Consider the following 25,853-nt stretch of genomic DNA (forward strand, 5'->3'; position numbering starts at 1 on the left):
AAGAACTAGGATGCAAGTTGTGGATTTACTGCAAAATAGCTATAGCCCTGCATGCTTGATTGTGGAGAATACCTGCTGTAATACGGGGCGTTATTGTTCGTTTATGGGGCGTTTTTGTACATAAATACCTTATTTTCGGTTGTGTATAATATGCTACCTTCTTCTGAATAATAAATGGATTCTAATATCTAAAAACTATTTAATTTTGTGAATTATAGATAGAACCTTTTAATAATATATTTTATCATACTTAAATTTAAAAGAGATGGAAAACTTCTTCTTTCCAATGAAAATACCTCAGAAGCAGGTATGGCTATTGGCGACGTTTTTGTCATTCGGACAAATGGCTTTCCCTATAGGAAATAGTGTGTTGGGAGAGGGTCCTGTTGCAAGCCCTATTGTGCAGCAGAATCGCAGAATGGTTAACGGAACAGTGACTGATAGTCATGGTCCGGTAATTGGTGCCAGTGTAATTGTAAAGGGAACTACCAGCGGGGTTATTACTGATGTGGATGGTAATTTTAAACTGGAAGTTCCGATAGGTGCTACTATCGTTATATCTTATATGGGATATAAGGATAAAGAAATAAAGTATACCGGAGAATCCACCTTAAAGATCGAACTGAATGAAAATGTTCAAGAGTTACAGGAAGTACAGGTGGTGGCTTATGGTGCTACCAAGAAAGTGACAGTGACAGGAGCAATGTCGTCTATTACAACAAACGACGTATTGAAAAGTCCGGTATCAAGTATTGGTAATGCATTGGCTGGTAAAATGCCGGGATTGTCTGCCATCCAGACTTCCGGTCAGCCGGGTAGTGACGATCCCACAGTATATGTACGTGGTGTGGGGTCATTGAACGAATCCATGTCTCAGCCGTTGTTTTTGGTGGATGGAGTAGAACGTAGTTTCTTCCAACTCGATCCTAATGAAGTGGAAGATATTACGGTATTGAAAGATGCTTCTGCAACGGCTGTGTTTGGAGTACGTGGTGCTAATGGTGTTATTTTGGTGACGACCAAACGTGGGCAGGAAGGGAAAGCGAAAGTTAGCTTCTCTACTTCATTTGCTTTACAGGCACCTACTCGCTTACCTGATTTTGCTAATAGTTATGAATATGCCACGGCATATAATAATGCCCAGCTTCACGACGGATATACCGAAGCCCAGCTGGCGTTCAAACCGGAAGCTATTGAAGGGTTTCGCACTCAGAGTAATCCGCTAGCTTATCCGGATATGGACTGGATGGATTATTTGGTACGTAATACAGCCTTGCAAACGCAACATAACTTGACCATTTCGGGCGGTTCGCAGAGAGTGCGCTATTTCGCGTCACTCGGTGTGTTTACTCAGGACGGACTCTTTAATTGTTATCAAAAAGATTATGATGACAATTACAGCTACAATCGCTACAATTATCGTTTGAATTTGGATGTGGATTTGACAAAGACTACACAGCTTCGTGTGAATGTAGGTGGACGTGTCAATGACAAACACACTCCGGGAGTGGATGGAGAATCGGGGCTGTCTAGTATTGAAACTATTTTTCGTGGTATTTATTGGGCTGTTCCGTTTTCCGGTTCAGGTATCGTAGACGGAAAATGGGTGTGGGCCGATGCACGTAATATTTCTAGTTCTTTTGGTGATATGCGCGATGCCATGTACACTTATTATGGACGAGGTTATGATGTGACTTATGGTAATACGCTGAATTTCGATTTCTTATTAGAACAGAAGTTGAACTTTATTACCAAAGGTTTGAAAGCTCATGTGAAAGGGGCTTATAATAGTTCTGTATCTCTCACTAAAAAAAGACGTGGTAAAACTCCTCATTACGAGCCGTTGATACAATCTGACGGATCGGTACTGCTTCGCCGTGTGGATGAAGAAAACATATTAGGGTATGAAGAATCTATCGGTCGTGGTAAGGACTGGTATGTAGAAGCTGCCCTGAACTATAAACGTGACTTCGGTAAACACCATGTTTCGGGACTTGTAATGTATAATCAATCCATTACTTATTATCCTAACGGACCTTCGGCATTTTTGTCAATTCCGAGAAGTTATATAGGTTTGGTGGGACGTGCTACTTACGACTATAATACCCGTTATATGTTTGATGTAAATATGGGATACAACGGTTCGGAGAACTTTGCCCCGGGCAAACGCTTCGGTTTGTTCCCTGCTTTCTCTGTGGGATGGGTAATATCAGAAGAGAATTTCATGAAGCCGCTAAAATCGTTTATGGACTACCTGAAAGTGCGTACATCTTATGGTATCGTAGGTAATGACCGTGTGAGCGATAACTCTCGTTTCCTCTACCTGCCGGACGTATATAACGCTTCCAATGGTGGTTTCTATTTCGGTAGTGGCAGTTCTATTACTACGGGTGCCAACGAGGCAAAGAAAGGAAATCCTAATGTGACTTGGGAAACGGCTGCTAAACAGAATTATGGTGTTGACGCTTATTTCTTTAATAGCAAATTGAAGGTGAATTTTGACTACTTCATCGAACACCGCCGTGACATCCTGACTTCTCGTGGAACTGATCCCGGTTACTTGGCTGTGACGCTTCCTACCGCTAATATTGGTAAGGTAGACAATAAAGGATATGAAATCAATGTGAACTGGAGAGATAAGATTAACAAACTGAGATATCATATCGGCTTTAATATCTCGCGTACCAAAAACAAAATTATTTATATGGACGAGGTGACTTATCCATATGCTTATATGCAACGTACCGGTAAATCTGTCGGTCAGCATTTTGGTCGTAAGTTTGCAGGATACTTTTCAGAGGAGGATGTGGAACGATATGCTACCGAGGGACATGGAGGTATTCCTGATCATGGCATTACTCCCAAACCTGGCGACGTTATGTATATGGACTTGAACGGTGATAAAAAGATAGACCAGAATGATATTACGGCTATCGGTAATACTAATTATCCACAGTTGTCATATGGTATAAACTATGGTATCTCTTACAAGGGATTTGACGTTAGTATGACTTGGGCGGGTGCTGCCAAGACTTCGCGTATGTTGGACGACGTTTTCCGTTATCCTTTCGGGCAGACTAACCAACGTTCATTGATGAGATATTTTGTTACTGATACTTGGACACAAAAGGGGGATGCAGCTAAATATCCTGCAATTTCCTTTGTAAACAGAAGTAATAACTACTATGACTCTGATTTATGGTTGCGTGATGCTTCTTACTTACGCCTGAAAAACGTGGAAGTGGGTTACAGTTTCCCCAAGAAAATTTTGAATAAGATGCATTTAGGTAGTTTGCGTGTATATGCTACCGGTTATAACTTGCTTACATTTGATAAATTGGATGTGATAGACCCGGAGTCGAAATCTGCTGCAAGAGCTAATTATCCATTGGTGATGGTTTTCAACTTTGGTTTGAAAGTAGGTTTTTAATAAAAAAATAGAATAATATGAAATCACTTACAAGATATTTTCAAGGATTGATATTGGGGGCTTTATTGATTACCACAATATCATGTGAGGACTTTGCGCTGGGTGAGAAATTCCTCCAGAAACCGCCTAGTTCGGATATTACCATTGATACCATCTTTTCTACAGCGGTATATGCGCGTCGGGTGCTGTGGAATAGTTACGGTAATTTGCCATACGCATTTTGGGCAAGTAACAGTTATGGTTACTCCACCAATATGTGGTTCGGCATTCAGGAAGACTTGACGGATTTGTGTAATTCTGCTTTGACTTGGGATGGTCCTAATAAAGCTTATTATAGTGGTGCTTACAATGCCGGTTCAGAAGAGGCGTCCGATGGAGACGGAGGTACCAAATACGGCTTTACCCGGCGTAATAGTTGGAAAAGTATCCGCATGGCTTGGGTGTTTATAGAGAATGTGGACCGTGTGCCTGATATGGAAGATGCTGAGAAGTTGCGTTTGAAAGCAGAAGCTAAAATTGTGATTGCTACTCAATATGCCGAAATGCTTCGTCACTTTGGTGGTCTGCCTATTGTAGATCGAGCTATTTCTGCAGAAGATGGTTTGGGATTTCCTGCCCGTGCCACTTTGCAGGAGACTGTGAATTTTATTGTGAGATTGTTGGATGAAGCTATTGATTGTAAAGAACTTCCCTGGAATGTTACTGAAGAAGAATCTGACAACTGGAGTGGTCGCCTGACCCGTGCTTCCGCTATGGGATTGAAAGTACGTGTTCTTTTGTTTGCTGCAAGTCCTTTATTTAATAACGAGATGCCTTATTATGAAGGCGAAGCTTCCGAAAGACTGATGACTTGGTTTGGTGGATATGAACAAAAGCGTTGGGAAGATGCCGCAAAAGCAGGCGAAGACTTTTTTAGGGCATTGAATAAGGAAGGTTTCTACGGTTTGGTAAAAGCTGGAGAGCCGCGTATGGCATTCCGTGACGCTTACTATACACGAGGTACGACCGAATCATTGATTTCGGTACGTCGTCATTATAAGACCAACAATATCGGCGGTATCATGCAAAGTGCACGTTGGGGTGCTTGGGGAGTTACTAAAGAGTACTTCGATATGTTTCCTATGGCAGATGGAAGCGATTTTGACTGGAATAACCAAGAGCATGCTAAAAATCCGTTTATAAATCGTGATCCTCGTTTGTGCGAAACCATTCTGTTGGATGGTGACAAGTTCGGTAGCGGTGTGGCTGCTATATATCGGCAATATTCAAAAGATAAGACAAATTATCCGAAAGGCGAACATTATAATAATAAAAGTGTCAGTTTGGATGATAAAGGATTAACCACTAACGGTCTGACAGCACGCAAGTTTTTACTCGACCGTCAAGGGGAGTGGAGTGGGCGTGTTATTCAGTGGCCGTTACTACGTTTGGCTGAGGTCTATTTGTCGTATGCTGAGGCATTGAATGAATGTAACCGTACCGGGGAGGCTTATTCTTACATCAATGTGGTGAGGAATCGTGTAGGTTTGGGTGATTTGAAGACTGGATTGGGCAAAGAAGAATTCCGTGAAGCGGTACTTCGTGAGCGTGCCTGTGAATTTGGCTTTGAGGAAGTTCGTTTCTATGACCTTATTCGTTGGAAACGTGAGACGGACTTTACTAAGCATTTGCATGGTCTTTATTTCTATAAGCATAAGAAAACAGGAGAATATCTGTTTGAGTTCCCACAATTAAAAGAAAGGGCTTGGCAGAAAGCCGGTGGCTTCTCTCCCAAGTGGTATTTGAGCGCATTCCCTCCCAAAGAGGTGAACAAAGGTTACGGATTGGTTCAAAATCCTGGTTGGGAATAACATAATTTATTATTGAATAAAGTAATCATACTATCCTTATGGAAAAAAGTATAAAGCTAATCATTACAGGGCTGCTGTGTTCTTCCATTGCGGCAGCTCAAGTAGCAGACAGCATACAGCATTATGGACGGGGTATCTCGTTCAGCAAGAAAGAAGCGACTATTTCTGGTGGCATGGCTACGGCTGATGAACTGGGTCACCGTACCAGTACGGTAGCTTCCAACGCTTTGTTTGGACTGATTCCCGGTCTTCAGGTTTTGCAGAATGGAGGGAATGAATGGGAAAACGGTGCTACACTCTATGTACGTGGTGTAGGGACTACCAGTGGTAAGAGTCCGTTGATATTGATTGATGGTTATGAACGTAGTATTGATAATCTTGCTGTGCAAGATATCGAGTCCGTCAGTGTACTGAAAGATGCCGCTTCACTGGCGCTTTATGGTATACGTGGTGCTAACGGTGTGATTCTTATCACTACCAAGCGTGGTTGTGTAGGGAAACCTGTCATTACGTTCGATTACGAGTTTAAGATGGGCACACCACGTCGTTTACCAGAATTTGTGGATGGTTATACTTATGCTCAGTCTATGAATGAAGGCTTGAGAAATGACGGTATCATGACATCTCGTTACAGTCAGCGTGAGTTGGATGCTTTCCGCGACCAAACTTATCCGGAGTTTTATCCTAATGTGGATTGGGTGGACGAAGCGCTTCGAGACCATAGTTTCGGTAATAATGTGAATTTTTCTCTTCGTGGAGGTGGTGATGTTGTACAGTATTTTACTCAGTTGAATTACTTGAATGATAAAGGTATCTTACAACCCACAGAGGAGAATGAAGGATATTCTACGCAGTTTAAGTATTCTAAATTGAACTTCATGACCAATCTCGACATCAAGTTAGGAAATACCACTAAATTGCAGCTTAATATGCGTGGTAACTTTGCGGAGGACAATCGTCCTTATACTACTACTGCTGACATATTTGATATGTTGTACAAAGTTCCATCTGGGGCTATGCCTATCAAGACTTCTGGTGGCCGATGGGGTGCAACTTCAATTTATGGTAGTAACCCGATAGCTATGATTTCTGATACTGGTTATGAACGTGGGCAGACTCGTAATCTCTATGCCGACATAAACTTTGTACAGGACTTGAGTTTCATTACTAAAGGTTTGTCTGCTACTGCTCGTCTAGGTTTTGACAACGAGGCGCGATATTGGGAACGCAACCAGCATAAATATGCAACCGAACAAGCTGCTATGGGTTGGGACGGTGAAGAAAATTCTTATAAGAAGTTGACTGAAGAGACTGCTTTAGACTTTAGTAGCAGTATCAAGGATGTGGTTCGCCGTCTGACTATCAACGCACAGGTGAATTATGATCGTATCTGGAAGGCTGATCATAAGTTGAACGCTACTGTGTTTTATAGTATGGACAAGTTGATGAAGCGTGGGCAGAATGCAGGCAGAGCCTTTATGGATATTGTGGGGCAAATTCATTATACTTATAAGAATCGTTACTTGCTTGATTTCTCTTTGGCAGGTTCTGCGTCCAGTATTCTCGAACCGGATGATCGGTGGGGGATTTTTCCTTCGGTAGGTGCAGGTTGGATTCTTTCAGAAGAGAATGCTTTTAAAGCTGACTGGCTGAATATGTTGAAACTTCGTGCTTCGTATGGTATTGCAGGGCGTGCTGACTATGGTGTACAACTTTTCCGTGGTTCATATAGTGGTGGTGGAAGTTATTATTTTGGTGAAACACCGGCTTCTATCAGCGGTATGAAAGAGGCTCGTCTTGCTGTAGATGGGTTAACTTATGAAAAATCACATAAGTTGAATGCAGGTATTGATTTTATGGCATGGAATCGTCTTTCTTTATCAATAGATGGTTATTATGATCATCGTACAGATATTTTGGTAGATGGAGATGGCGCTCTTTCCTCTGTATTAGGTATTGCAGCTCCTGATATAAACAGTGGTATTGTGAATAGCTACGGTGTGGAAGTTGCAGCTAATTGGAATGATAAAATAGGAAATGTTACTTATCAGTTAGGCGGGCAATTCAGTTTCAATCGTAATAAGATTAAGGAGATGAATGAGGTGTATCGTCCGTATGATTATTTGAAACGTACCGGACATTCTGTAAGCCAATATTTTGGTTATGAAGTGGAAGGGATTTATCAGAGTTGGGATGATATTAAAAATCGTGAAGTGAAACAGATACTGGATGAAGTACGTCCCGGTGACTTAAAATTCAAGGATCAGAACGGTGATAAAGTAATTGATGAATATGATCAAGTAGCTTTAGGATATAATAAAGTCTGTCCTGAGATTTATTACGGTTTCAGTCTTGGTGCCGAATGCAAAGGATTAGGATTTACAGCTTTATTCCAAGGGGTTGCCAATTATAGTCAGATGCTTGATACACGCAGTATCTATCGTCCTCTGGTAAACAATAATACTGTTTCTCAATATTATTATGATAATCGTTGGACGGAAAGTAATCTTGATGGCAAGTATCCGCGTCTCACTTATAATGGTTCCAAGAACAACTATAATACGAATTCTTTGTGGGTGACTGATGCCTCATACCTGAAGTTGCGTACATTGGAAGTGTATTATGATTTACCACAAAAGTGGGTAAATAAGTTACCCGGTGTGAACCATATGAGACTGTTTGCCCGTGGGCATGATTTGTTCAGCATTGATAAAATGGATGGTGTGATAGATCCTGAAATGACAGGTACCGGTCATCCGTTGATGACTCAATATACATTTGGCGTTAATTTACGTTTCTAATAATTTAAGCGAAATGAAACTTATGAAATTAAAACATATAGCATTACTTATATCGGTCTGCATATTGGGCGGATGTGACTTCATGGACTGCGATGAGTCAAACGATTACCAAAAGGAAAACATCTTTACGAGCTTTGAACGTTCCAAGAAGATGGTGACCAATATTTATAGTTATTTGCCTCAAGATTTTTGTAATACGGAAGGTGCTATGCAGGATGCGGCTACAGATGATGCCGTACATGTGTACAAGTCTTCAGCTATTCATTATTTTGTAAACGGTACTTGGTCGGCTAATCGACTCGTAGATGATGTATGGAGTAAATACTACACAGCCATTCGTGCCGCCAACCTTTATCTGAAGGAGGCTGAGGGGCAAATTTTCGAGGACTGGGAAAATGCAGAGAAGTATAAGGATATGATGAAGGAATTTAATAACTTTCCTTATGAAGTACGTTTTCTTCGTGCGTTTTATTATTTTGAATTAATTAAGCGTTATCATGATGTGCCCTTGGTTACTACAGTGCTCACTCAGGACGAGGTGAACAGCTTGGAACGTGAAAGTTGTGATTTGGTAGCGGACTTCATTATAAAAGAGCTTACAGAAATTACAGCTGAAGGTAAATTGCCCATTACTTATACGGAAGGTTTTGCTAGTAAAGATATTGGTCGTATCACTCGGGGGGCAGCCTTGGCATTGAAGTCCAGAGTTACGCTTTATATGGCAAGTCCTCTCTATTCGGAAGATAATGCCGGAAAATGGAAAAAAGCTGCATCCGCTGCTTATGAGATCATTGGTAATGTTTCTGAGTTGGGTTATGAGCTGGTGGATGATCTTACAGCTCAGTTTCGTAAAGTGAATAATACATGTGCCGAAGTGATTTTAGCCCGTGGTGTAGGTGAAACAGGAGATTTTGAGAAAGCCAACTTCCCCATGGGAGTAGAGGGTGGAAAAACTTCTACTTGTCCCACACAGAATTTGGTGGATGCTTTTGAGATGAAAGACGGTTCCAAATTTGACTGGAACGATCCTACTATGGCAGCCAATCCTTACAGTAACCGTGACCCACGTCTGGCAAGAACTGTGGCTTACAATAATATGAATTGGTGTGGTGCTCCTCTTCAGATATGGGAAGGCGGTGCTAATGGGCTTCCTTTGACTAACGCTACTACTACAGGGTATTATCTGTACAAATATCTTAATCCCAATATCAGCTTTGTGTCAGGTTCCACGACTACTAAAGCGCAACATAACTGGGTCTTGTTCCGTTATGCTGAAATTTTGCTGAATTATGCGGAAGCAATGATAAATGCTTTTGGAAATCCTGATTATGCGGATACGGATTATCCTATGACTGCCCGCGAAGCAGTGAATAAAGTGCGTGCGCGTGGTAAGGTAGAAATGCCTCCTTATCCTGCAGGTATGGGAAAAGCTGATTTCATAGAACGTCTGAAGAACGAACGACGGGTGGAATTAGCTTTTGAAGGACATCGTTTTTGGGATGTGCGTCGTTGGAAGGATTTGGATAAGACTGCTGATATTTATGGTGTGAAAGTTATTAAGGACGAGGCTGGAAAGTTTGAATATTCCAAGTTTCTGATGGAAACCAGAAACATGACGGACAACTTGTATTTCTATCCGATTTCTAATACGGAGAAATACAAAAATCCTAATTTGGGGCAGAATCCAGGTTGGTAATGGTTTTTGTATATAACACAGTCCTATGTTGCTTTTATAGGGCATAGGAGCTGTGTTATTAGTTTATAGCTCGTCGAGTTCGCTTTAGTCAGGAGAAGTAATGTATAAATAGTCTTTGTTTAAATTAAAATAGAAATGAAACGAATTTTGCACAAACTTATTTGGGGACTTCCTGCAACTCTTTTTGCAGGAACGTGTACACAGGTTGTTGGACAAGAACAACGACCGAACCTAGTCTATATTTTCCCGGATCAATATCGGTTGAATGCATTGAGCTTATGGAGCGATCCGGCATATCGCAATGTGCTGAATACGGTAGGTGATCCGGTTCATACTCCTAACCTGGACAGGTTGGCAAAACAGAGTGTTGTTTTTAATCGGGCGTGCAGTACTTGTCCGTTGAGTAGTCCTCATCGTGCCATGCTGATGACAGGCGCATTTCCGGAGAAGAATGGAGTGCCGGGTAATTGCCATGTGAATAACCAGAATGGTATTCCCGACAGTTTGGTTTGTTTCACAGATGTACTTGCGACAGTCGGTTATGAAACGGCCTACGTGGGAAAAACGCATTGGCATCGTACAGAAGCTTTGTTTGACAAGGAAAACAATTATGTGGGTACAACCAAGAAGCCCGGCGGACATTGTGTATATCCATACGATACCTATATTCCCGAAGGAAGAGGACGCAAGAGTAATAAATATTGGTTTCAGCAGTTGAAAGACAGTCACTTTAACGCTACAGCCTATTCCAATCGCCCAGAACTGGTGGGTGGACAGAAGGATGGTGAACCGTTTCGTTATCGTCGGTTTACTTCGGAAGTGGAAGCGGATGTAGTGATAGGCTATCTGCGGAATAAACAAGGGGAGCGGGATGCTTCTAAACCTTTCAGTTTATTTTGGAGTATAAATCCGCCTCACACACCTTATCATAGACTTACGGATTGTAAGGAAGAGGTGTTTAACCAATATTACAAAGATTTGAAATCGGAAGAAGTCTTGCTTCGTCCCAATGTGAAGTTTGGTGAGGGTACACAAGTGAAAAACTTGGAACAACTGACATTTCAGGCTAAAGTTTATTTCTCTTTAGTGAAGAGTGTGGACGAAGAAATAGGTCGTGTGTTAAAGGTTTTGGACGAAGAAGGTTTGACGGACAATACTATTTTAATATTTGCCGCTGATCACGGAGAAATGATGGGTAGCCACGGACGTATGGCGAAGAGTGTGATTTACAATGAATCGTTCTCTATTCCGTTCTTTATACGTTATTCTGGTAGGCTGAAACCGGGAGTAAACGATCTGATGTTAGGTGCTACGGACATTATGCCGACTTTGTTGGGTATGATGAATCTTGGAGACAAACTACCCGAAACAGTGAAGGGAAAGGATTATTCGCAAGGCATTCTTACTGGTAAATATAAGAATGTAAAGAAGCCTGTTTCTCAATTCTTTTATCAGCAGAAAGAAAAAGGTGTTCGTACCGACCGTTATTCGTATTTGGTGACAAAAGATGGAAATTATCAGCTTTTTGATAATTTGAAAGATCCCTACCAAATGCATGCCTTGAAGATGGAAGAGATTTCGGTAAAACAAGCTAAGCTATTGAAAAAGGAACTTGGCAACTGGTTGAAGGTGTCGGAGGACAGTTGGGGTAAGGAACAAAAATTCCCTGATAGGATAACTTATTAAAATGATATTATACAGAACTAATATTGCAGGCTTTTGTATTCTTAAACCTTTCAGACTGTTTCGATAAATTGTCATTAACCTGCTTTGAATTATTACTTAACAAAATACTAATGAAAATGAATTTAAAGAAATTATGTACGCTGGGAACTCTTTTAGCGTTTTTTTCCAGTATATATGCTCAATCTTTTATCTGGATTAGCAGTACAGATAATAATATTTGGAAAGAAGCTAAAACCAAATTACAGGCAGATAGTCAAAATATCCCTTTATTGTCAGTAGATGGTACTGAAAATATACAGATATTCAAGAAGTGGGGAACTTGTTTTAATGAATTAGGTTGGGATGCTCTCAATATGTTGCCTCCTAAAGAACAGGACGCTGTTTTAAACAACCTGTTTTCTCCTGATGGAGATTTGCGCTTTTCCATGGGACGTATTCCTATGAATGCTAATGACTATGCCCGTAATTGGTACAGTTGTGATGAGGTGCCGGGTGATTTCCAATTGAAATATTTCAATATTAACCGTGATAAAACAACATTGATACCCTATATAAAGAGAGTTCAACGTATTAACCCCGATATGACTTTTTGGGCTTCTCCCTGGTCACCTCCTTCTTGGATGAAAGTCAATCATTACTATTCTGTGAGGAGCAATGCCGAGGTGAACCAATTGCCGGCTAAGCATGAAATAGCTCTTTATGAAGGTACTGATAATGTAGATAAGACATTTTATCCCAAGCAAGTAGCTGTCAACGACTATTTTATTCAAGATACTCGCTATTTGCAAGCCTATGCCAATTACTTCTGTAAATTCGTATCTGCTTATCAGGAAGAAGGAGTTGCTATTTCTCGTGTAATGTTTCAGAATGAGCCGTGGGCTTATTCCATCTATCCGGCTTGTGCATGGACTCTAGAGGGTATTATTCGTTTCAATGTGGAATATTTTGCGCCGACAATAAAGAAACAGCATCCTGGTGTTCAAGTTTATTTGGGTACGCTCAATACAAACCGTATTGAACTGGTAGAAAAGGTTCTTTCTGATCCCCGCATGAAAGATGCCGTCGAAGGTGTCGGTTTCCAATGGTGGGGTGGACAAATTCTCCCTGAAATCCGTAAAAGGTATCCTGATTATAAATATATGCAGACTGAAAGTGAATGTGGCTCCGGTACATTCGATTGGAAAGCTGCCGAACATACTTTCAACCTAATCAGTCATTATTTAGGAAATGGCTGTGAGGAATATACTTTCTGGAATGCTATCTTGTGTGATGCAGGGACAAGTGGCTGGGGCTGGAAACAGAATGCATTGATTCGTGTAGACTCAAAGACTGCTTCGGTTACTTATACTCCAGAGTATTATGCAGTAAAACATTTCAGCAACAAGGTGGTTTCGGGAACTAAAGTATTACAATATAAAGCAAAAGGTGAAGATAAACTGCCTGTTGTTATATTCCTTACACCGGAGAAAAGATATTTGGTTGTAGCTGCCAATTTTAATGACGAGCCGAAGAATTTAACAGTGAAGTTAGGTGATAAGTTTTTAGATGTAACTTTAAAAGCACACTCCTTCAATACATTTAGTATGAAATAATATTTGAACTTCCGTTTCTCCATATCGGAACAGTTGTTCTCTCGCGTAAGGAAACGATAGTTTTTCTACTGCGAAATGATGTTTTATGTATTGGCTTTTCGGTTTGGAAGTATAGGGAGAACCAACTGTTTCAGACTATAAAAAAAACTGTTGCAGCTATGTTGCAGATAAAAGAATCTGTAACATAGCTGCAATAGGTATCTGCAACGCTATAACTGGCTGATTATAAGTGTATAAAAACGGAAATGTCGCAGATGGCAGATAAAAAACTTTGTGTAGAGAATGAGGATTATCCCAAAAGTTCTTTCACTTTAGCGGAAATAGCACGTCCTTCTGCAAGTCCTGCCAATTTCTTAGAGGCAACTCCCATCACTTTACCCATGTCCTTACCGCTGGTAGCACCTACTTCAGCGATGATTTCCTTCAATGCAGCTTCCAACTCTTCAGCGGACATCTGTTTCGGAAGGTATTTTTCCATAACGGCTACCTGGCCTAATTCTATGTCAGCCAAGTCCTGGCGTCCCTGTCCGATATAGATTTCGGCAGAATCTTTTCCTTGTTTCACTAATTTCTGGATAATCTTGAGGGCTGCGTCATTTGTCAGTGTATCGTTAGCTCCCGGAGCGGTCTTGGCTTCCAGGAAAAACTTCTTTATATTTCTCAAAGTTTCCAAGGCAACCTTGTCTTTTGCCTTCATTGCGTTTTTAATGTCTTCGCTGACTTGGTCGAATAAATCCATATCTTTATATGTTATGATGTTTATATGTTATAAGTTATCAGAAAGTGATGACACCGTTGTCGTCTGTAGCCTCTTCCGTAGCCACTTCCTCTTCGAGGGCAGCTTTCGTGCGGATTTTGGTCAGAGTCGTTTTGTCACGCATATACGTAGGAGAGTCTTCTACCATGGCGATGATGTCGTCGTTGTCCAGGTCTTCCGTGTTGAAGAGATAGATGTGGCGGCGTTTGCGGAGACTCTTGCTTCCGATGTTGCTGGCACTTTCGCCGTATGCTTTGCGGATACGTTCCTTGTTCTTCTCTTTCTCTTCTTCCAGTTGTAACTGGCGTTCTTCCTCTTCCTGGCTGCGTGCTGCATGCAGGCTGTCCATGCCGGGAACGTCTTCTACACCGAATCCGGTTGCCAATACGGTAATTTTCACCTTTGTATCCAGCGAGTTGTCGATAGCAACTCCCCAAATAACTTCTACACCTTCGCGGAATTTGCTCATGAACTCATGTATCTCGTTCATTTCTTCCATCATCAGTTCCGATGACGGGCAGAAAGAGACGTTCAGCATTACTTTCTTGGCATTGAAGATATCGTTGTTATTGAGCAACGGAGAGTGCAGGGCATCGTCGATTGCTTTGGTGACACGGTTTTCACCTTCACCGAATCCGGTACTCATAATGGCTACACCACCGTCCTTCAAGATGGTTTTGACATCGGCAAAGTCAAGGTTGACCGTACCGCGCATGGTGATAATCTCGGCAATGCTCTTGGCGGCAATGGAGAGGGTATCATCAGCTTTGCCGAAAGCGTTCATAAAGGTCAGGTCGGCATATATTTCGCGCAGGCGTTCATTGTTGATGACCAACAGGGCGTCAACATGCTGGGCGATGCGCTCTACACCGTCCAATGCCTGGATGATTTTCTTTTCTCCTTCAAAAATAAATGGGATGGTGACGATGCCGACAGTCAGAATATCCATCTCTTTCGCGATGCGGGCAATGACAGGAGCAGCTCCGGTTCCCGTTCCACCCCCCATTCCGGCTGTGATGAACACCATCTTGGTGCCATCGTTCAGTTGGTTTCTGATATCTTCTATACTCTCTTCAGCGGCGTCGCGTGCCCGTTCGGGACGGTTGCCGGCTCCAAGCCCTTGTGTGATGCTACGGCCCAGTTGCAGTTTCACCGGGACGGGTGATTCGGCTAATGCCTGGTTGTCCGTGTTGCAAAGAACGAACGTTACATCATGGATACCTTCCCGGTACATGTGGTTTACGGCGTTACCGCCGCCACCGCCTACACCAATCACTTTGATGATTTTCGGTGAATCTGTCGGGAAATCGAATTGTACTATCTCGTCCATAATCTTATACTAATTACTAGTTACTATTTACAAATTATAAGCTATGCCTTCAGGAGTTATTTCATATCGTCGTCTGAGAAAATCTCTTTCGTCAGTGAGTCAATCTTGCGCTGAATCCAGCTCGGACCGGCTTCCCGTTTCCGTCTTTCCTTCTCCTCTTTCTCCTTCTGCTTGCGAATCTTTTCCGCTTCTTTAGCTGCTATCTTCGCCTCGCGTTCTTCTTCCTCCTTCTTGAGACGGGCAAGGCGGGCTTGCTCTTTCAGTTCCTGGTCGTCCTCGAACATATCTACTGTTTTGTGGATTTCCGGTTCCGGTTTCGAAGTGGCAGAAGCCGATGCAGGTTGCGGAGCGGTTTCTGTCAGGCAACAGTTCTGGTTCCCTTCGAACAAGAGTCCGAAGAGGGTGTTCTGCGAACCGTCTTTCTTCAGGATATTGCTCGGAGCATGGACGGTGTTACGCGGAAGTTTCGCCATCCGTATTTTCTCTATTTTGCTGCGTTTACGTAGCATTTCGTCGAGGCTTTTCAGGTTGGCGGCTCCTCCTGTCAGGATGATTCCTGCCAGCAGTTTGTCCTCGAAGCCGGATAGCTGTACCTGATTCCATACGTTGGCGATGATTTCTTCGGCACGGGCTTCGATGATGTTATTAAGGTCGGCTACTTTGATGGTACGGCTGTCGTCGTCCAGTTTGCAGGTAGCTTCTTCCTGTTCCGGATCTTCTTCGTAGAGGGCATCACCATAGGCTTTCTTCAGGCGTTCCGCTTCTTCTTCCTCCATTTGCAGGGTGGTGATGTCGCGGGTGATGCTGTTGCCACCCAGCGGTAGTACAGTCAGGAAGCGAAGAATGTTGTTCTTGTAGACGGAGATAGTGGTCGTGTCCGCTCCGAAGTCAATCAGTGCGCAACCCGAACGGCGTTCGCTTTCCGTCAGTACGGTGTTGGCCGTAACGAGCGGGGCAATCAGTTGGTCGGCAATGTCTATTTTAGCTTGTTGGAAGCAGTGCTCCAGGTTCTTGCGTACAGAAGCGCGGGCTACGATATTGAGGAAACGGCCTTCGATATGGCTTCCTACCAGACCTACCGGATTGGCTTGCAGGTTGTTGCCTACCTTATACTCTTGGGGCGCTACATCCAGTATATCCATGTCGACCACCGGGATGGCGATGTTCTCGTCACCGATGGCGCTTACGAGCTCTTCCGATATGATAGCTTCATCTTCCAAATCGCGGCTTACCACGTTGCGGACTGTGCGAAGTGACTGTCCGCCGATACCTACATATACTTTGGCGATTGAGTTTTTCAACTCACCTTCCAGTCTGTTGATGATAGAAGTCAAGCTTTGTGCCGTTTTGTCCAGGTTGAATATCACTCCTTTACGGATAAACGTAGAAGAGTCTTCCTGGGCATATGCCAATATCTGCATGCTTCCGTCACTGTTCTTTTTTCCGGCCACACCGGTTATCTTCGATGAACCAAGTTCAATAGCGGCGATAAATTCTGTTGTTGCCATATCCTTTTTATTTATTATTTTCTCGTTTCGTACAAATAATCTGGTTGCTGAACTCGAGGTTGATGCGTGAATACTTGTTCCAGCCTACCTGGTTGAGTCCTTTCTTATAGAATTCTTTAAGGCGTGCTAGTTTGTTTTCAAAATTGTCCAGTTTGCCAAGATAGATAAGGTGGTCGCCCACACGTGGCACTAATTCGATGTTGCGGTCGGGCAACACGTGAATTTGCTCTATCTGCGCATCCCAGAACTTATTATTATGCAAAAATACACCAAACTTATATAAATCCTTCATTGCAAACGACTTTTCTACGTTTCCGGTGACAATTACCCGGTGGGCGACGCATTTTGCCTCCGGCGGCATGACGGTTCCTTTGTTGTCGAGGTAGTAATTCTCACCGTTGGCGCCCATCACCCGCAGGATAGGGATACGCTGAGTCACTTCCACACAGACTTTGCCGCTGGGGGTCTTGTAACATTCTGCCTCGTCAATCAGCGGATGCTTGCCCAGCTCGCGTTCCAGCGACTTGGTGGAGATGCGTTCCATCTTTTTCCCGATGGGGTAGATGCCTTTTTTCTGAAGGATACCTTTCAGTTCGTCCTTGGTGATGAAGCCGGCGTAAGCGGTATCCTTGATGACTAATTCCAGGTCACGGCAGGTCTGGTCGGCAGGCTTGCGGTTGAAGGCGCTGACAGCTACGACGAGGTAGGCTATGAGCACCAGCATGACAATGGACAGAAGGATTCTCTTTACCATAAGCTTTATCGGTTTTCGAGGATTTTACATATTTCGGGGACATAATTGTCGATGTCTCCGGCTCCCAAAGTTATTAATACTTCAATGTTTTTATCTTTCAGAATGTTCAGTATATCTTCCTTTTTACACATACTTTTTTCGATGCCGGGACGGAGATTGTCATATATCAACTCGCTTGTGACGCCGGGAATCGGTGCTTCGCGTGCCGGATAGATGTCTACAAGGATTACTTCATCGAGCAGCGACAGGCTGTCAGCAAAGTCTTGGTAGAAGTCGCGCGTACGAGTGTAGAGGTGCGGCTGGAAGATGGCTGTAATTTTCTTGTCTTTATAGAGTTCACGCATAGACAGCACGCTCTGTTTGATTTCAGAGGGGTGGTGTGCGTAATCACTTAGGAAGACAACACGCTCGTTCTTGATTTTGAAGTCGAACCGGCGGTCTACTCCGCGGAAGCTTGCCATACCTCTTTTTATCTCTTCGGCAGTCACTCCGTTCAGGTGTGCCAATGCCATGGCGGCTATGCCGTTTTCTATGTTGATGCTTACCGGGACTCCCAGTTGGATGTCATTGATGCGGGTGTCCGGGGCTATAAAGTCGATGAATATCTCTCCGTTGCCGATGCGTATGTTCTCTGCGTGGAAGTCTCCTTCGTCACGTGAGTAGGTGTAGACACGTACGCCGGGCTGCACTTTCGGTTGCAGGGAGATGCCTTTGCGGATTATCAATGCACCGCCCGGTTGGATAAGGGTGGTGTAGTGCTCGAAACTTTCAAGGTAGGCTTCCGCTGTTCCGTAGATGTCGAGGTGGTCGGGGTCTGTCGAGGTGATGACGGACATATAGGGCGACAACCAGTGGAAGGAGCGGTCGAACTCGTCGGCTTCGATGACCGTGTAGGGGCTTTCCTGGGAAAGCAGCAGGTTGGTTCCGTAGTTCTTAGAGATTCCTCCGAGGAAGGCGGTACATTCCACGTGTGACTGATGGAGCAGGTGGGCGGTCATGGTAGAAGTGGTGGTCTTGCCATGAGTGCCGGCTACGCATAGTCCTTTGCTTGAACGGGTAATCGTGCCCAATACTTGTGCACGTTTCTGTATTTCGAATCCGTTGTTGCGGAAATAGACTAATTCTTCGTGTTCCTGCGGAACGGCGGGTGTGAATATGACGAGAGTGCTTTCCTTGTCCTTGCAGGCTTCGGGAATCAGGTCGACATTTTCTTCGTAATGTATTTGCGCGCCTTCAGCAATTAGGGTTTCAGTCAATGGAGTAGGGGTACGGTCATATCCTGCCACTACTTTTCCTTTGAAGAGGAAGTAACGGACTAGCGCACTCATGCCGATGCCGCCGGCACCTACGAAGTAAACTGATTTTATTGTTTCGATATTCATTTCTTTAGTTATTGATTACCTGTTTTTACTTAGATTAATAATCTGCTATTTTATCATCTTTCGCTTCACAAGTCCTGGATGCCGCATGGTTTCCCCTCCCTTCCGGGAAGGAGGGGTGGCTGAAAGCCGGGGTGGTAGGTGCGCCTATCTGTGTTTTGATTGACGCAATATACATATTGGGGTATTCACCTACCACCTCCCCCTACGGGTACTCCTCCTTCCAGAAGGAGGAGAAGCTATGCAGGTTGCTTGTGATGCTCAGTTATTAACTCTTTGCTTCCACTAGTTTTATTACCTCCTGCGCAATGATTTTCGCAGAGTCGGGCAAAGCCAGCTTGGCAATATTCTTGCTTAATTCTTCAAGTTTCTGTTCGTCGTTGACGGTGGACAGGGCTATGTCCATCAGGGCGCTTTCCGCTTCGTTGTCCTTGACGCAGATAGCTGCCTGCTTGTCTACTAGGGCCAGTGCATTCTTGGTCTGGTGGTCTTCTGCCACATTGGGCGAAGGCACTAAGACAACCGGTTTATGCAAAAGGCAGAACTCAGAGATGGAACCGGCTCCTGCACGGGAGATAACGAGGTCGGCGGCTGCATAGGCTGCTGCCATATCCTTGATAAAATCCGTTACATACAGGTTCGGAAGTTCTCCTGCCGCTTTCACGGCTTCGGTCACTTGCGGGTAATAGTATTTTCCTGTTTGCCAGATGAATTGCACGTCGCTGTTGGCTTTGATAGCTGATAGTCCGGCTGTCAATGTATTGTTGATGGTACGTGCTCCCAAGCTGCCGCCTACGATGAGGATTGTTTTCTTGCCCGGTTGCAGGTTGAAGGAACGCAGTGCGTCTTTCTTGTCCGGCATCGCCTTTGTCAGATTCTGCCGTACCGGATTTCCCGTCATGATAATCTTATCAGCAGGGAAGAACTTTTCCATTCCGTCATAGGCAACGCAAATCTTCCGGGCTTTCTGTGCCAGTAGCTTGTTTGTTACTCCGGCATACGAGTTCTGTTCCTGTATCAGGGTCGGGACGCCCATCATTCCGGCAGTCTTTAGGGTAGGACCGCTGGCATAACCGCCTACGCCTACCGCCACCTGCGGGCGGAAGTTCTTGATGATGCTGCGTGCTTTCCACTGGCTGCGCAACAGTTTTATTACTACCGATACATTCTTCCATAAATGCTTGCGGTCGAAACCGGCTATCGGCAGACCGATAATCTGATAGCCTGCATCGGGAACCCGTTGCATCTCCATACGTCCTTCGGCACCTACAAAAAGTATTTTGGCGTCGGGACGCAGTTCCATTATAGCGTTCGCAATAGAGACGGCAGGAAAAATGTGTCCTCCTGTACCTCCACCACTAATAATAATTCTAAGTTCTTTTTCCATTCTAATCCTTTTTTTCTATCCGTTGTTCGCCTTTTCCGGTGCGCTCATCGTTCGTCAACAGTTCTTGTTAATATCATTCTCGTCCTCGAACTTGGCATCGCTGTTCAGAATCTGGGCAGTCGGTTCGGCGGCAGTTTGTGCCTCGGAATTGGCTGCCGCACCTGTTGCTATCTGCAACTGAACCTGTGCGTCATGCTCTTTCAGTTCTTCCAGATGAGCGGTATATCGGCTTACGCTCAATATCATTCCGATATAGGCGCAGTTGATTAATGTACTTGTTCCTCCCTTGCTGACCAAAGGCAACGGTTGTCCCGTGACGGGGAATAGCCCGACGGCAACCATCATATTCAGTATCGCCTGCGATACCAGTAGCAAGGCAATGCCCATGACGAGGAAAGCTGGGAAAGTCCGTTCGCATTTCTGCGCGATTCTTCCGGCGCGCATCAATAACCATAGGTAAAGGAATACGACGAAGACACCTCCTATCAGTCCCATTTCCTCGATGACAATAGCAAAGATAAAGTCGGAGAATGCCTGGCTGAGGAAGTCACGCTGTATGGAGTTGCCCGGTCCCTTGCCGACCACGTTACTGGTGGCGATGGCGATGCGGGCATGCGCAATCTGAGCGTCCTTATCGATATCGAATTTAGCGGCAGGCACTTCTTCTTTCTTGAAGAAACCGGAAACACGGTTCTGCCAAGTCTCGAAGCGGTGAAGACCAGGGGTGTTGTGCAGTGTTTTTGCGGGGATGGCCATCAGTATTCCTACGGCTACTCCGCCTACAAGTGCCAGTATCCCCAGCATGCCAAACAGTTTTTTTGAAGATACCCGTCCAATGAACATCATCATGCATACTACTCCGAACAGCAGCATGGCTGTCGAAAGATTTTCCGGCGCAATGAGCAGAAATACCAGTCCGGTGAGAATCATGATATATTTAAAGGCGTTCGGATTGGCTCCGTATTCGTCCTGCCGTTTGGACAGGATGAAAGAGACGGCGATGATGACAGCCATCTTAGCCAGTTCCGAAGGCTGGAACTGTAGTCCCATAAAGGTCATCCAGCGGGCTGCCCCATTGACGCGGTCACCTGTGATGATACCCATCAATGTGACGAATGCAAGCAGCACCAGGGATATGGGATACAGAAAGACCGGAAATACCTGGAACCATTTATAGGGTACGTTGTGCAGGAATACCACCACTACGGCACCCACCATCAGGATGATGGAGTGTTGCGTAATCGGCCCCCAATGGTCGCCGCTTTTGTAAGTCAGTGTCGATGCTGCCGAGAACACCTCGACAATCGAGATGAGGCAGAGACAGAGGAAGATAATCCAGATTACCTTGTCGCCTTTGAATATGTTCTTTAATAAATCCACTTCACTAAACGTTATTTAAAGTTCTCTTACACATTCTTTGAACTGGTCGCCACGGTCTTCGTAGCTCTTGAAGAGGTCGAAGGAAGCGCAGCAGGGGCTTAATAATACGGTTTCTCCTTTCTTTGCCAGTTTGTAGGCGGCTTCTACGGCATCTTTCATGCCGGTTTGCACGTCTGCTACGGGCAGGCCGAAGCGGTCGAAGAATTCGTGGAGTTTCTCGTTATGCAGTCCCATATATACGAGTGCCGAACACTTCTCGCGTACCAAATCTTCTATTTCCGTATAATCGTTTCCCTTATCTTTGCCGCCGAGAATCAATACCGTTTTGGTGGTCATGCTTTGCAGGGCATACCAGCAGGAGTTGACGTTCGTGGCTTTCGAGTCGTTGATAAAGTCAATACCGCGGACACGCGCCACTTTTTCCAGACGGTGCTCCACTCCCTTGAAGTCGGAGAGGGCTTTGCGGATATTCTCTTTGGCGATACCTGCCAGGTTGGCTGAGATGCCGGCTGCCAGGGAGTTGTATAAGTTATGTTGTCCTGTCAGAGCCAGTTCTTCCTGTTCCATGTTGAAGGCAATCGGTTCGTCGATTTTCACTTCATGGTCTTCAACGTAGGCGATGGCTCCGTCTTCTTTCACTGCAGCGAAAGGATACAGATGGGCTTTCAAGCCATGTTTCGCCAGTTCGCGTTTGATGATAGGGTCGTCGTTCCAGAAGATGAAGGCATCGTCCGGAGTCTGATTCTGGGTGATGCGGAATTTTGCGTCGATGTAATTCTGCATGCAGTGGTCGTAACGGTCGAGGTGGTCCGGGGTGATGTTCATCAATACGGCGATGTTCGCACGGAAATTATACATATTATCCAACTGGAAAGAACTCAGTTCGATGATGTAATAATCATGGTAGTCTTCGGCCACCTGTAAAGCAAGGCTCTTGCCGATGTTGCCTGCCAGACCTACGTTCAGACCTGCGCTTTTGAAGATATGGTAAATCAGGGAAGTCGTGGTCGTCTTCCCGTTCGAGCCGGTGATACAAATCATCTTGGCATTCGTATAGCGTCCGGCAAACTCAATCTCTGATATGACCGGAGTACCTTGAGCTTTCAGCTTCAGGATGAGCGGGGCGTCATTCGGGATACCGGGGCTTTTGATAACCTCGTCGGCATTCAGAATGAGTTCTTCGGTATGGTGTCCTTCTTCCCAGGCGATGTTGTGGCTGTCGAGAAGTTCCTTGTACTTGTCCTTGATAGCGGACATGTCCGAAACAAATGTCTCAAATCCTTTGACTTTTGCGAGTACGGCTGCACCTGCGCCGCTTTCGCCAGCTCCTAAAATTACTATTCTTTTCATTTACAATAATGTGCTCTTGTTTTCAATATGCTGAATTGCTTTATTAGTTGTGCACATTCTTTAAAAGTTAATAATCGGGTTAATATTCTCTATAAAAACTTGGCTTCCGAATGGAAACCCGGCTCCGGCATCTTGTCGGCTATCTTATCTTTAGTGTTATAATTGTTATGGCTGCCAGAACAATCGTTACAATCCAGAAGCGGACGGTAATTTTTGATTCGTGGAACAGTTGGTCGGGTTTGGTGAACTTGACTGTGCAGCCAGGTTCTATCAAGCTCATGGAAGTACGGAAGTGGTCGTGAATCGGTGTCCGTTTGAACAACCGTTGTTTCACTCCTTTCCGCTTGCCTGCTTTATAGTAAGCCCGTTGCAGGATGACCGACAGGTTTTCCACGAGGAATACACCGCAAAGAATCGGTATCAACAGCTCTTTATGGATGATAATGGCGAATACGGCGATGATGCCGCCGATTGTCAGACTGCCGGTGTCGCCCATGAATACTTGTGCCGGATAGGCGTTATACCAAAGGAAACCGATAAGCGCACCGATGAAGGCACAGATATAGATTACCAGTTCTTCCGAGCCGGGGATATACATGATGTTCAGATAACTCGCAAATTCTATGTGCGACGAAACGTAGGCTAATATACCTAGCGTAGCTCCGATGATGGCGGAATTTCCTGCCGCCATTCCGTCCATCCCATCGTTCAGGTTGGCACCATTGGATACGGCGGTAACCACAAAGATGGTAATGATGACGAACAGTACCCATCCGGCTGCCTGTGCGTATTCACCCATGAAAGAGACCAAATCGGCATAGTCAAGGTTGTTGCTCTTGAAGAAAGGAATGGTAGTCTGAGTCGATTTCAAATCATTTGTCCCATGTATCACTTCCATTTCCTGTCCCGGAGTATGTATTTCGATATTTTCGCGGATTACCACATCCGGGCTTAGATATAAAGTAAGCCCGACAATTAGTCCCAGACCTACCTGTCCGACGATTTTGAACTTGCCGTGCAATCCTTCCTTGTCTTTCTTGAAGATTTTTATATAGTCGTCGGCAAATCCGAGTGAGCCCAGCCATATGGTGGTTATCAGCATCAATATCATATAGATGTTTTCCAGCTTGCCCAATAATAGGCAGGGGATAAGAATGGCTATGATAATAATGACACCGCCCATGCTCGGCACACCTACCTTGTTGACACCGAACGGGTCAATTTTCGCGTCACGCTGTGTTTCCGTGATTTGCTTCTTTTTCAGCAGGTTGATAAATTTGTCTCCCCATATACTTGAAATAAGCAATGCGAAGATGACAGCCATCAAAGCACGGAATGAAGTGTAACCAAACATTCCCGCTCCGGGAAAATTGAGCTTTTGCAGCCATTCAAACAGATAATATAGCATTTTTATTACTGGTTAGTGATTAGTAGTTAGTGATAAACAATTGTGCAAAATGATAGCGCAGCTATTAATCACTAGTCGTTAAACATTCTCTTCACCTCTTCTTTGTCATCGAAGTGATGTTTCACTCCTTTTATCTCCTGGTAATTCTCGTGTCCTTTTCCGGCAATGAGTATTACGTCTCCTTTTTCTGCCAGCATACAAGCCGTGCGGATTGCTTCCTTACGGTCGGCAATGCTTAGTGTCTTCTTCATATCCTCAGCATCCAGTCCTGCCAGCATATCATTGATAATATCCTGCGGTTCTTCAAAACGGGGATTGTCTGAAGTGATGATAACTCGGTCACTGGCTTTGGCGGCTTCTTTCGCCATGATGGGGCGTTTACCTTTATCACGGTTGCCGCCCGCACCTACCACGGTGATGACTTTTCCTTTTCCTTCGAGCACTCCGTGGATAGCGTTCAACACATTGATAAGCGCATCCGGAGTGTGGGCATAGTCCACAATCGCCGTAATGCCTTTTGACGAACGGACAGCATCAAAGCGTCCTGCCACCGGATGAAGTGTACTGAGAGCGACAAGCACCTCTTCTTCTTTCTTGCCAAGCAGGACGGCAGCCCCAAACACTGCCAGCAGATTGGAAGCATTGAACTTGCCAATAAACTGGACAGCGAGCTCGTGATTATTGAAATCAAGCAGCATTCCTTCGAAATGGGATTCCAATACCCGACCTTTAAAATCGCTGAGACTTCTCAATGAATAAGTATATACTTTGGCATGTGTGTTCTGTGTCATTACCAGTCCGTTCTTGTCGTCGAGGTTGGTAAGGCAGAACGCATTCTTCGGCATATCGTCGAAGAACTTCTTCTTGGCCTTCAGATAATTCTCTACTGTCTTATGGTAATCGAGATGGTCGCGGGTGAGATTGGTGAAGATACCCCCCGCGAACTTCAGTCCACTGATACGTTTCTGTGCAATCGAATGGGAGCTGACTTCCATGAACACATATTTGCATCCTTCATCCGCCATCCGTCCCAACAAGCGGTTCAGCGTGATAGGGTCGGGCGTAGTATGCTCTGTCGGGATAGCTTCATCGTCGATATAGTTGCAAACGGTAGAGATAAGCCCCACCTTATATCCGAAGTAACGGAATGTATTATATAATAAGGTGGCGATAGTTGTTTTGCCGTTTGTTCCGGTGACACCGACCAGTTCGAGCTTAGAAGTCGGGTCGCCATAGAATGTAGTGGCGATTTTGCCTGTCGCATCTTCGCTGTCTTTTACCTGGACATAAGTAATTCCTGCCACAGGCTCTTCCGGCATATCCTCGCAAAGGATGGCAATAGCTCCTTTTTTGATGGCAGCAGGTATATAGGCATGACCATCGGCTTGCGTGCCGCGTATTGCCATGAATAATTGTCCGGCTTCTACTAAACGGGAATCAATGTTGATTCCGGTGATTTCTATGTCTGAATCTCCGGTTATCTGTACCGGTTGAATTGCTTTCAGTAACTTGTTTAGCAACATAGTCTCTTTTTTAAATACTTGA

General features: G+C 44.5%; 16 protein-coding genes. 6 read left to right on the forward strand and 10 right to left on the reverse strand.

Going from position 1 to position 25,853, the window contains the following annotated elements:
• Window positions 1-286: 286 nt before the first annotated feature.
• The 6 genes from CLIN57ABFB40_RS14540 to CLIN57ABFB40_RS14565 all read left to right on the forward strand — a co-directional run bounded on the left by CLIN57ABFB40_RS14540 (window position 287) and on the right by CLIN57ABFB40_RS14565 (window position 13,055).
• Window positions 287-3,430: a SusC/RagA family TonB-linked outer membrane protein gene (locus tag CLIN57ABFB40_RS14540; protein ID WP_175630762.1), complete on the forward strand. Its 3,144-nt coding sequence runs from the start codon at window positions 287-289 to the stop codon at window positions 3,428-3,430.
• Window positions 3,431-3,447: 17 nt separating this feature from the next.
• On the forward strand, window positions 3,448-5,280 hold the full coding sequence (locus CLIN57ABFB40_RS14545; RefSeq protein ID WP_175630763.1) for a RagB/SusD family nutrient uptake outer membrane protein: 1,833 nt from the start codon (window positions 3,448-3,450) through the stop codon (window positions 5,278-5,280).
• Window positions 5,281-5,318: 38 nt separating this feature from the next.
• A complete protein-coding gene (locus CLIN57ABFB40_RS14550) occupies window positions 5,319-8,081 on the forward strand; it encodes a SusC/RagA family TonB-linked outer membrane protein (RefSeq protein WP_175630764.1) in 2,763 nt (920 codons plus the stop codon).
• 22 nt (window positions 8,082-8,103) lie between these two features.
• Complete coding sequence (locus CLIN57ABFB40_RS14555) at window positions 8,104-9,777, forward strand: RagB/SusD family nutrient uptake outer membrane protein (RefSeq protein WP_317167737.1); 1,674 nt, start codon at window positions 8,104-8,106, stop codon at window positions 9,775-9,777.
• Window positions 9,778-9,912: 135 nt separating this feature from the next.
• Window positions 9,913-11,463, forward strand: a complete 1,551-nt coding sequence (locus CLIN57ABFB40_RS14560) for a sulfatase (protein ID WP_175630766.1) — start codon at window positions 9,913-9,915, stop codon at window positions 11,461-11,463.
• 110 nt (window positions 11,464-11,573) lie between these two features.
• The gene (locus CLIN57ABFB40_RS14565; RefSeq protein ID WP_175630767.1) at window positions 11,574-13,055 is read left to right on the forward strand and encodes a glycoside hydrolase family 30 protein; all 1,482 of its coding nucleotides are present in this window, start codon (window positions 11,574-11,576) and stop codon (window positions 13,053-13,055) included.
• 289 nt (window positions 13,056-13,344) lie between these two features.
• Here the strand turns inward: CLIN57ABFB40_RS14565 and CLIN57ABFB40_RS14570 are convergent, their stop codons facing one another.
• From CLIN57ABFB40_RS14570 to CLIN57ABFB40_RS14615, 10 genes are all read right to left on the reverse strand, one after another.
• The gene (locus CLIN57ABFB40_RS14570; protein WP_175630768.1) at window positions 13,345-13,794 is read right to left on the reverse strand and encodes a GatB/YqeY domain-containing protein; all 450 of its coding nucleotides are present in this window, start codon (window positions 13,792-13,794) and stop codon (window positions 13,345-13,347) included.
• 37 nt (window positions 13,795-13,831) lie between these two features.
• Entirely contained in the window at window positions 13,832-15,142 is a 1,311-nt protein-coding gene (ftsZ, locus tag CLIN57ABFB40_RS14575; protein ID WP_175630769.1) for a cell division protein FtsZ, read from the reverse strand.
• Between the two features lie 56 nt (window positions 15,143-15,198).
• Window positions 15,199-16,650: a cell division protein FtsA gene (gene ftsA / locus CLIN57ABFB40_RS14580; RefSeq protein ID WP_175630770.1), complete on the reverse strand. Its 1,452-nt coding sequence runs from the start codon at window positions 16,648-16,650 to the stop codon at window positions 15,199-15,201.
• 7 nt (window positions 16,651-16,657) lie between these two features.
• A complete protein-coding gene (locus CLIN57ABFB40_RS14585; RefSeq protein ID WP_175630771.1) occupies window positions 16,658-17,404 on the reverse strand; it encodes a cell division protein FtsQ/DivIB in 747 nt (248 codons plus the stop codon).
• A gap of 5 nt (window positions 17,405-17,409) precedes the next feature.
• Window positions 17,410-18,786, reverse strand: coding sequence for a UDP-N-acetylmuramate--L-alanine ligase (gene murC / locus CLIN57ABFB40_RS14590; RefSeq protein ID WP_175630772.1), 1,377 nt, complete (start codon window positions 18,784-18,786; stop codon window positions 17,410-17,412).
• Window positions 18,787-19,051: 265 nt separating this feature from the next.
• Entirely contained in the window at window positions 19,052-20,170 is a 1,119-nt protein-coding gene (murG, locus tag CLIN57ABFB40_RS14595) for an undecaprenyldiphospho-muramoylpentapeptide beta-N-acetylglucosaminyltransferase (RefSeq protein WP_175630773.1), read from the reverse strand.
• Window positions 20,171-20,224: 54 nt separating this feature from the next.
• Window positions 20,225-21,550 carry an FtsW/RodA/SpoVE family cell cycle protein gene (locus CLIN57ABFB40_RS14600; protein WP_175630774.1) on the reverse strand — a complete coding sequence of 442 codons (1,326 nt, stop codon included), beginning with the start codon at window positions 21,548-21,550 and terminating at the stop codon, window positions 20,225-20,227.
• A 15-nt stretch (window positions 21,551-21,565) separates the two neighbouring features.
• Entirely contained in the window at window positions 21,566-22,900 is a 1,335-nt protein-coding gene (gene murD, locus CLIN57ABFB40_RS14605; RefSeq protein ID WP_175630775.1) for a UDP-N-acetylmuramoyl-L-alanine--D-glutamate ligase, read from the reverse strand.
• Between the two features lie 139 nt (window positions 22,901-23,039).
• Complete coding sequence (mraY, locus tag CLIN57ABFB40_RS14610) at window positions 23,040-24,308, reverse strand: phospho-N-acetylmuramoyl-pentapeptide-transferase (protein ID WP_175630776.1); 1,269 nt, start codon at window positions 24,306-24,308, stop codon at window positions 23,040-23,042.
• A 71-nt stretch (window positions 24,309-24,379) separates the two neighbouring features.
• The gene (locus CLIN57ABFB40_RS14615) at window positions 24,380-25,831 is read right to left on the reverse strand and encodes a UDP-N-acetylmuramoyl-L-alanyl-D-glutamate--2,6-diaminopimelate ligase (RefSeq protein ID WP_175630777.1); all 1,452 of its coding nucleotides are present in this window, start codon (window positions 25,829-25,831) and stop codon (window positions 24,380-24,382) included.
• Window positions 25,832-25,853 lie beyond the last annotated feature (22 nt).

Source organism: Bacteroides acidifaciens (genome assembly GCF_903181435.1).
Taxonomy (GTDB): Bacteria; Bacteroidota; Bacteroidia; order Bacteroidales; family Bacteroidaceae; genus Bacteroides.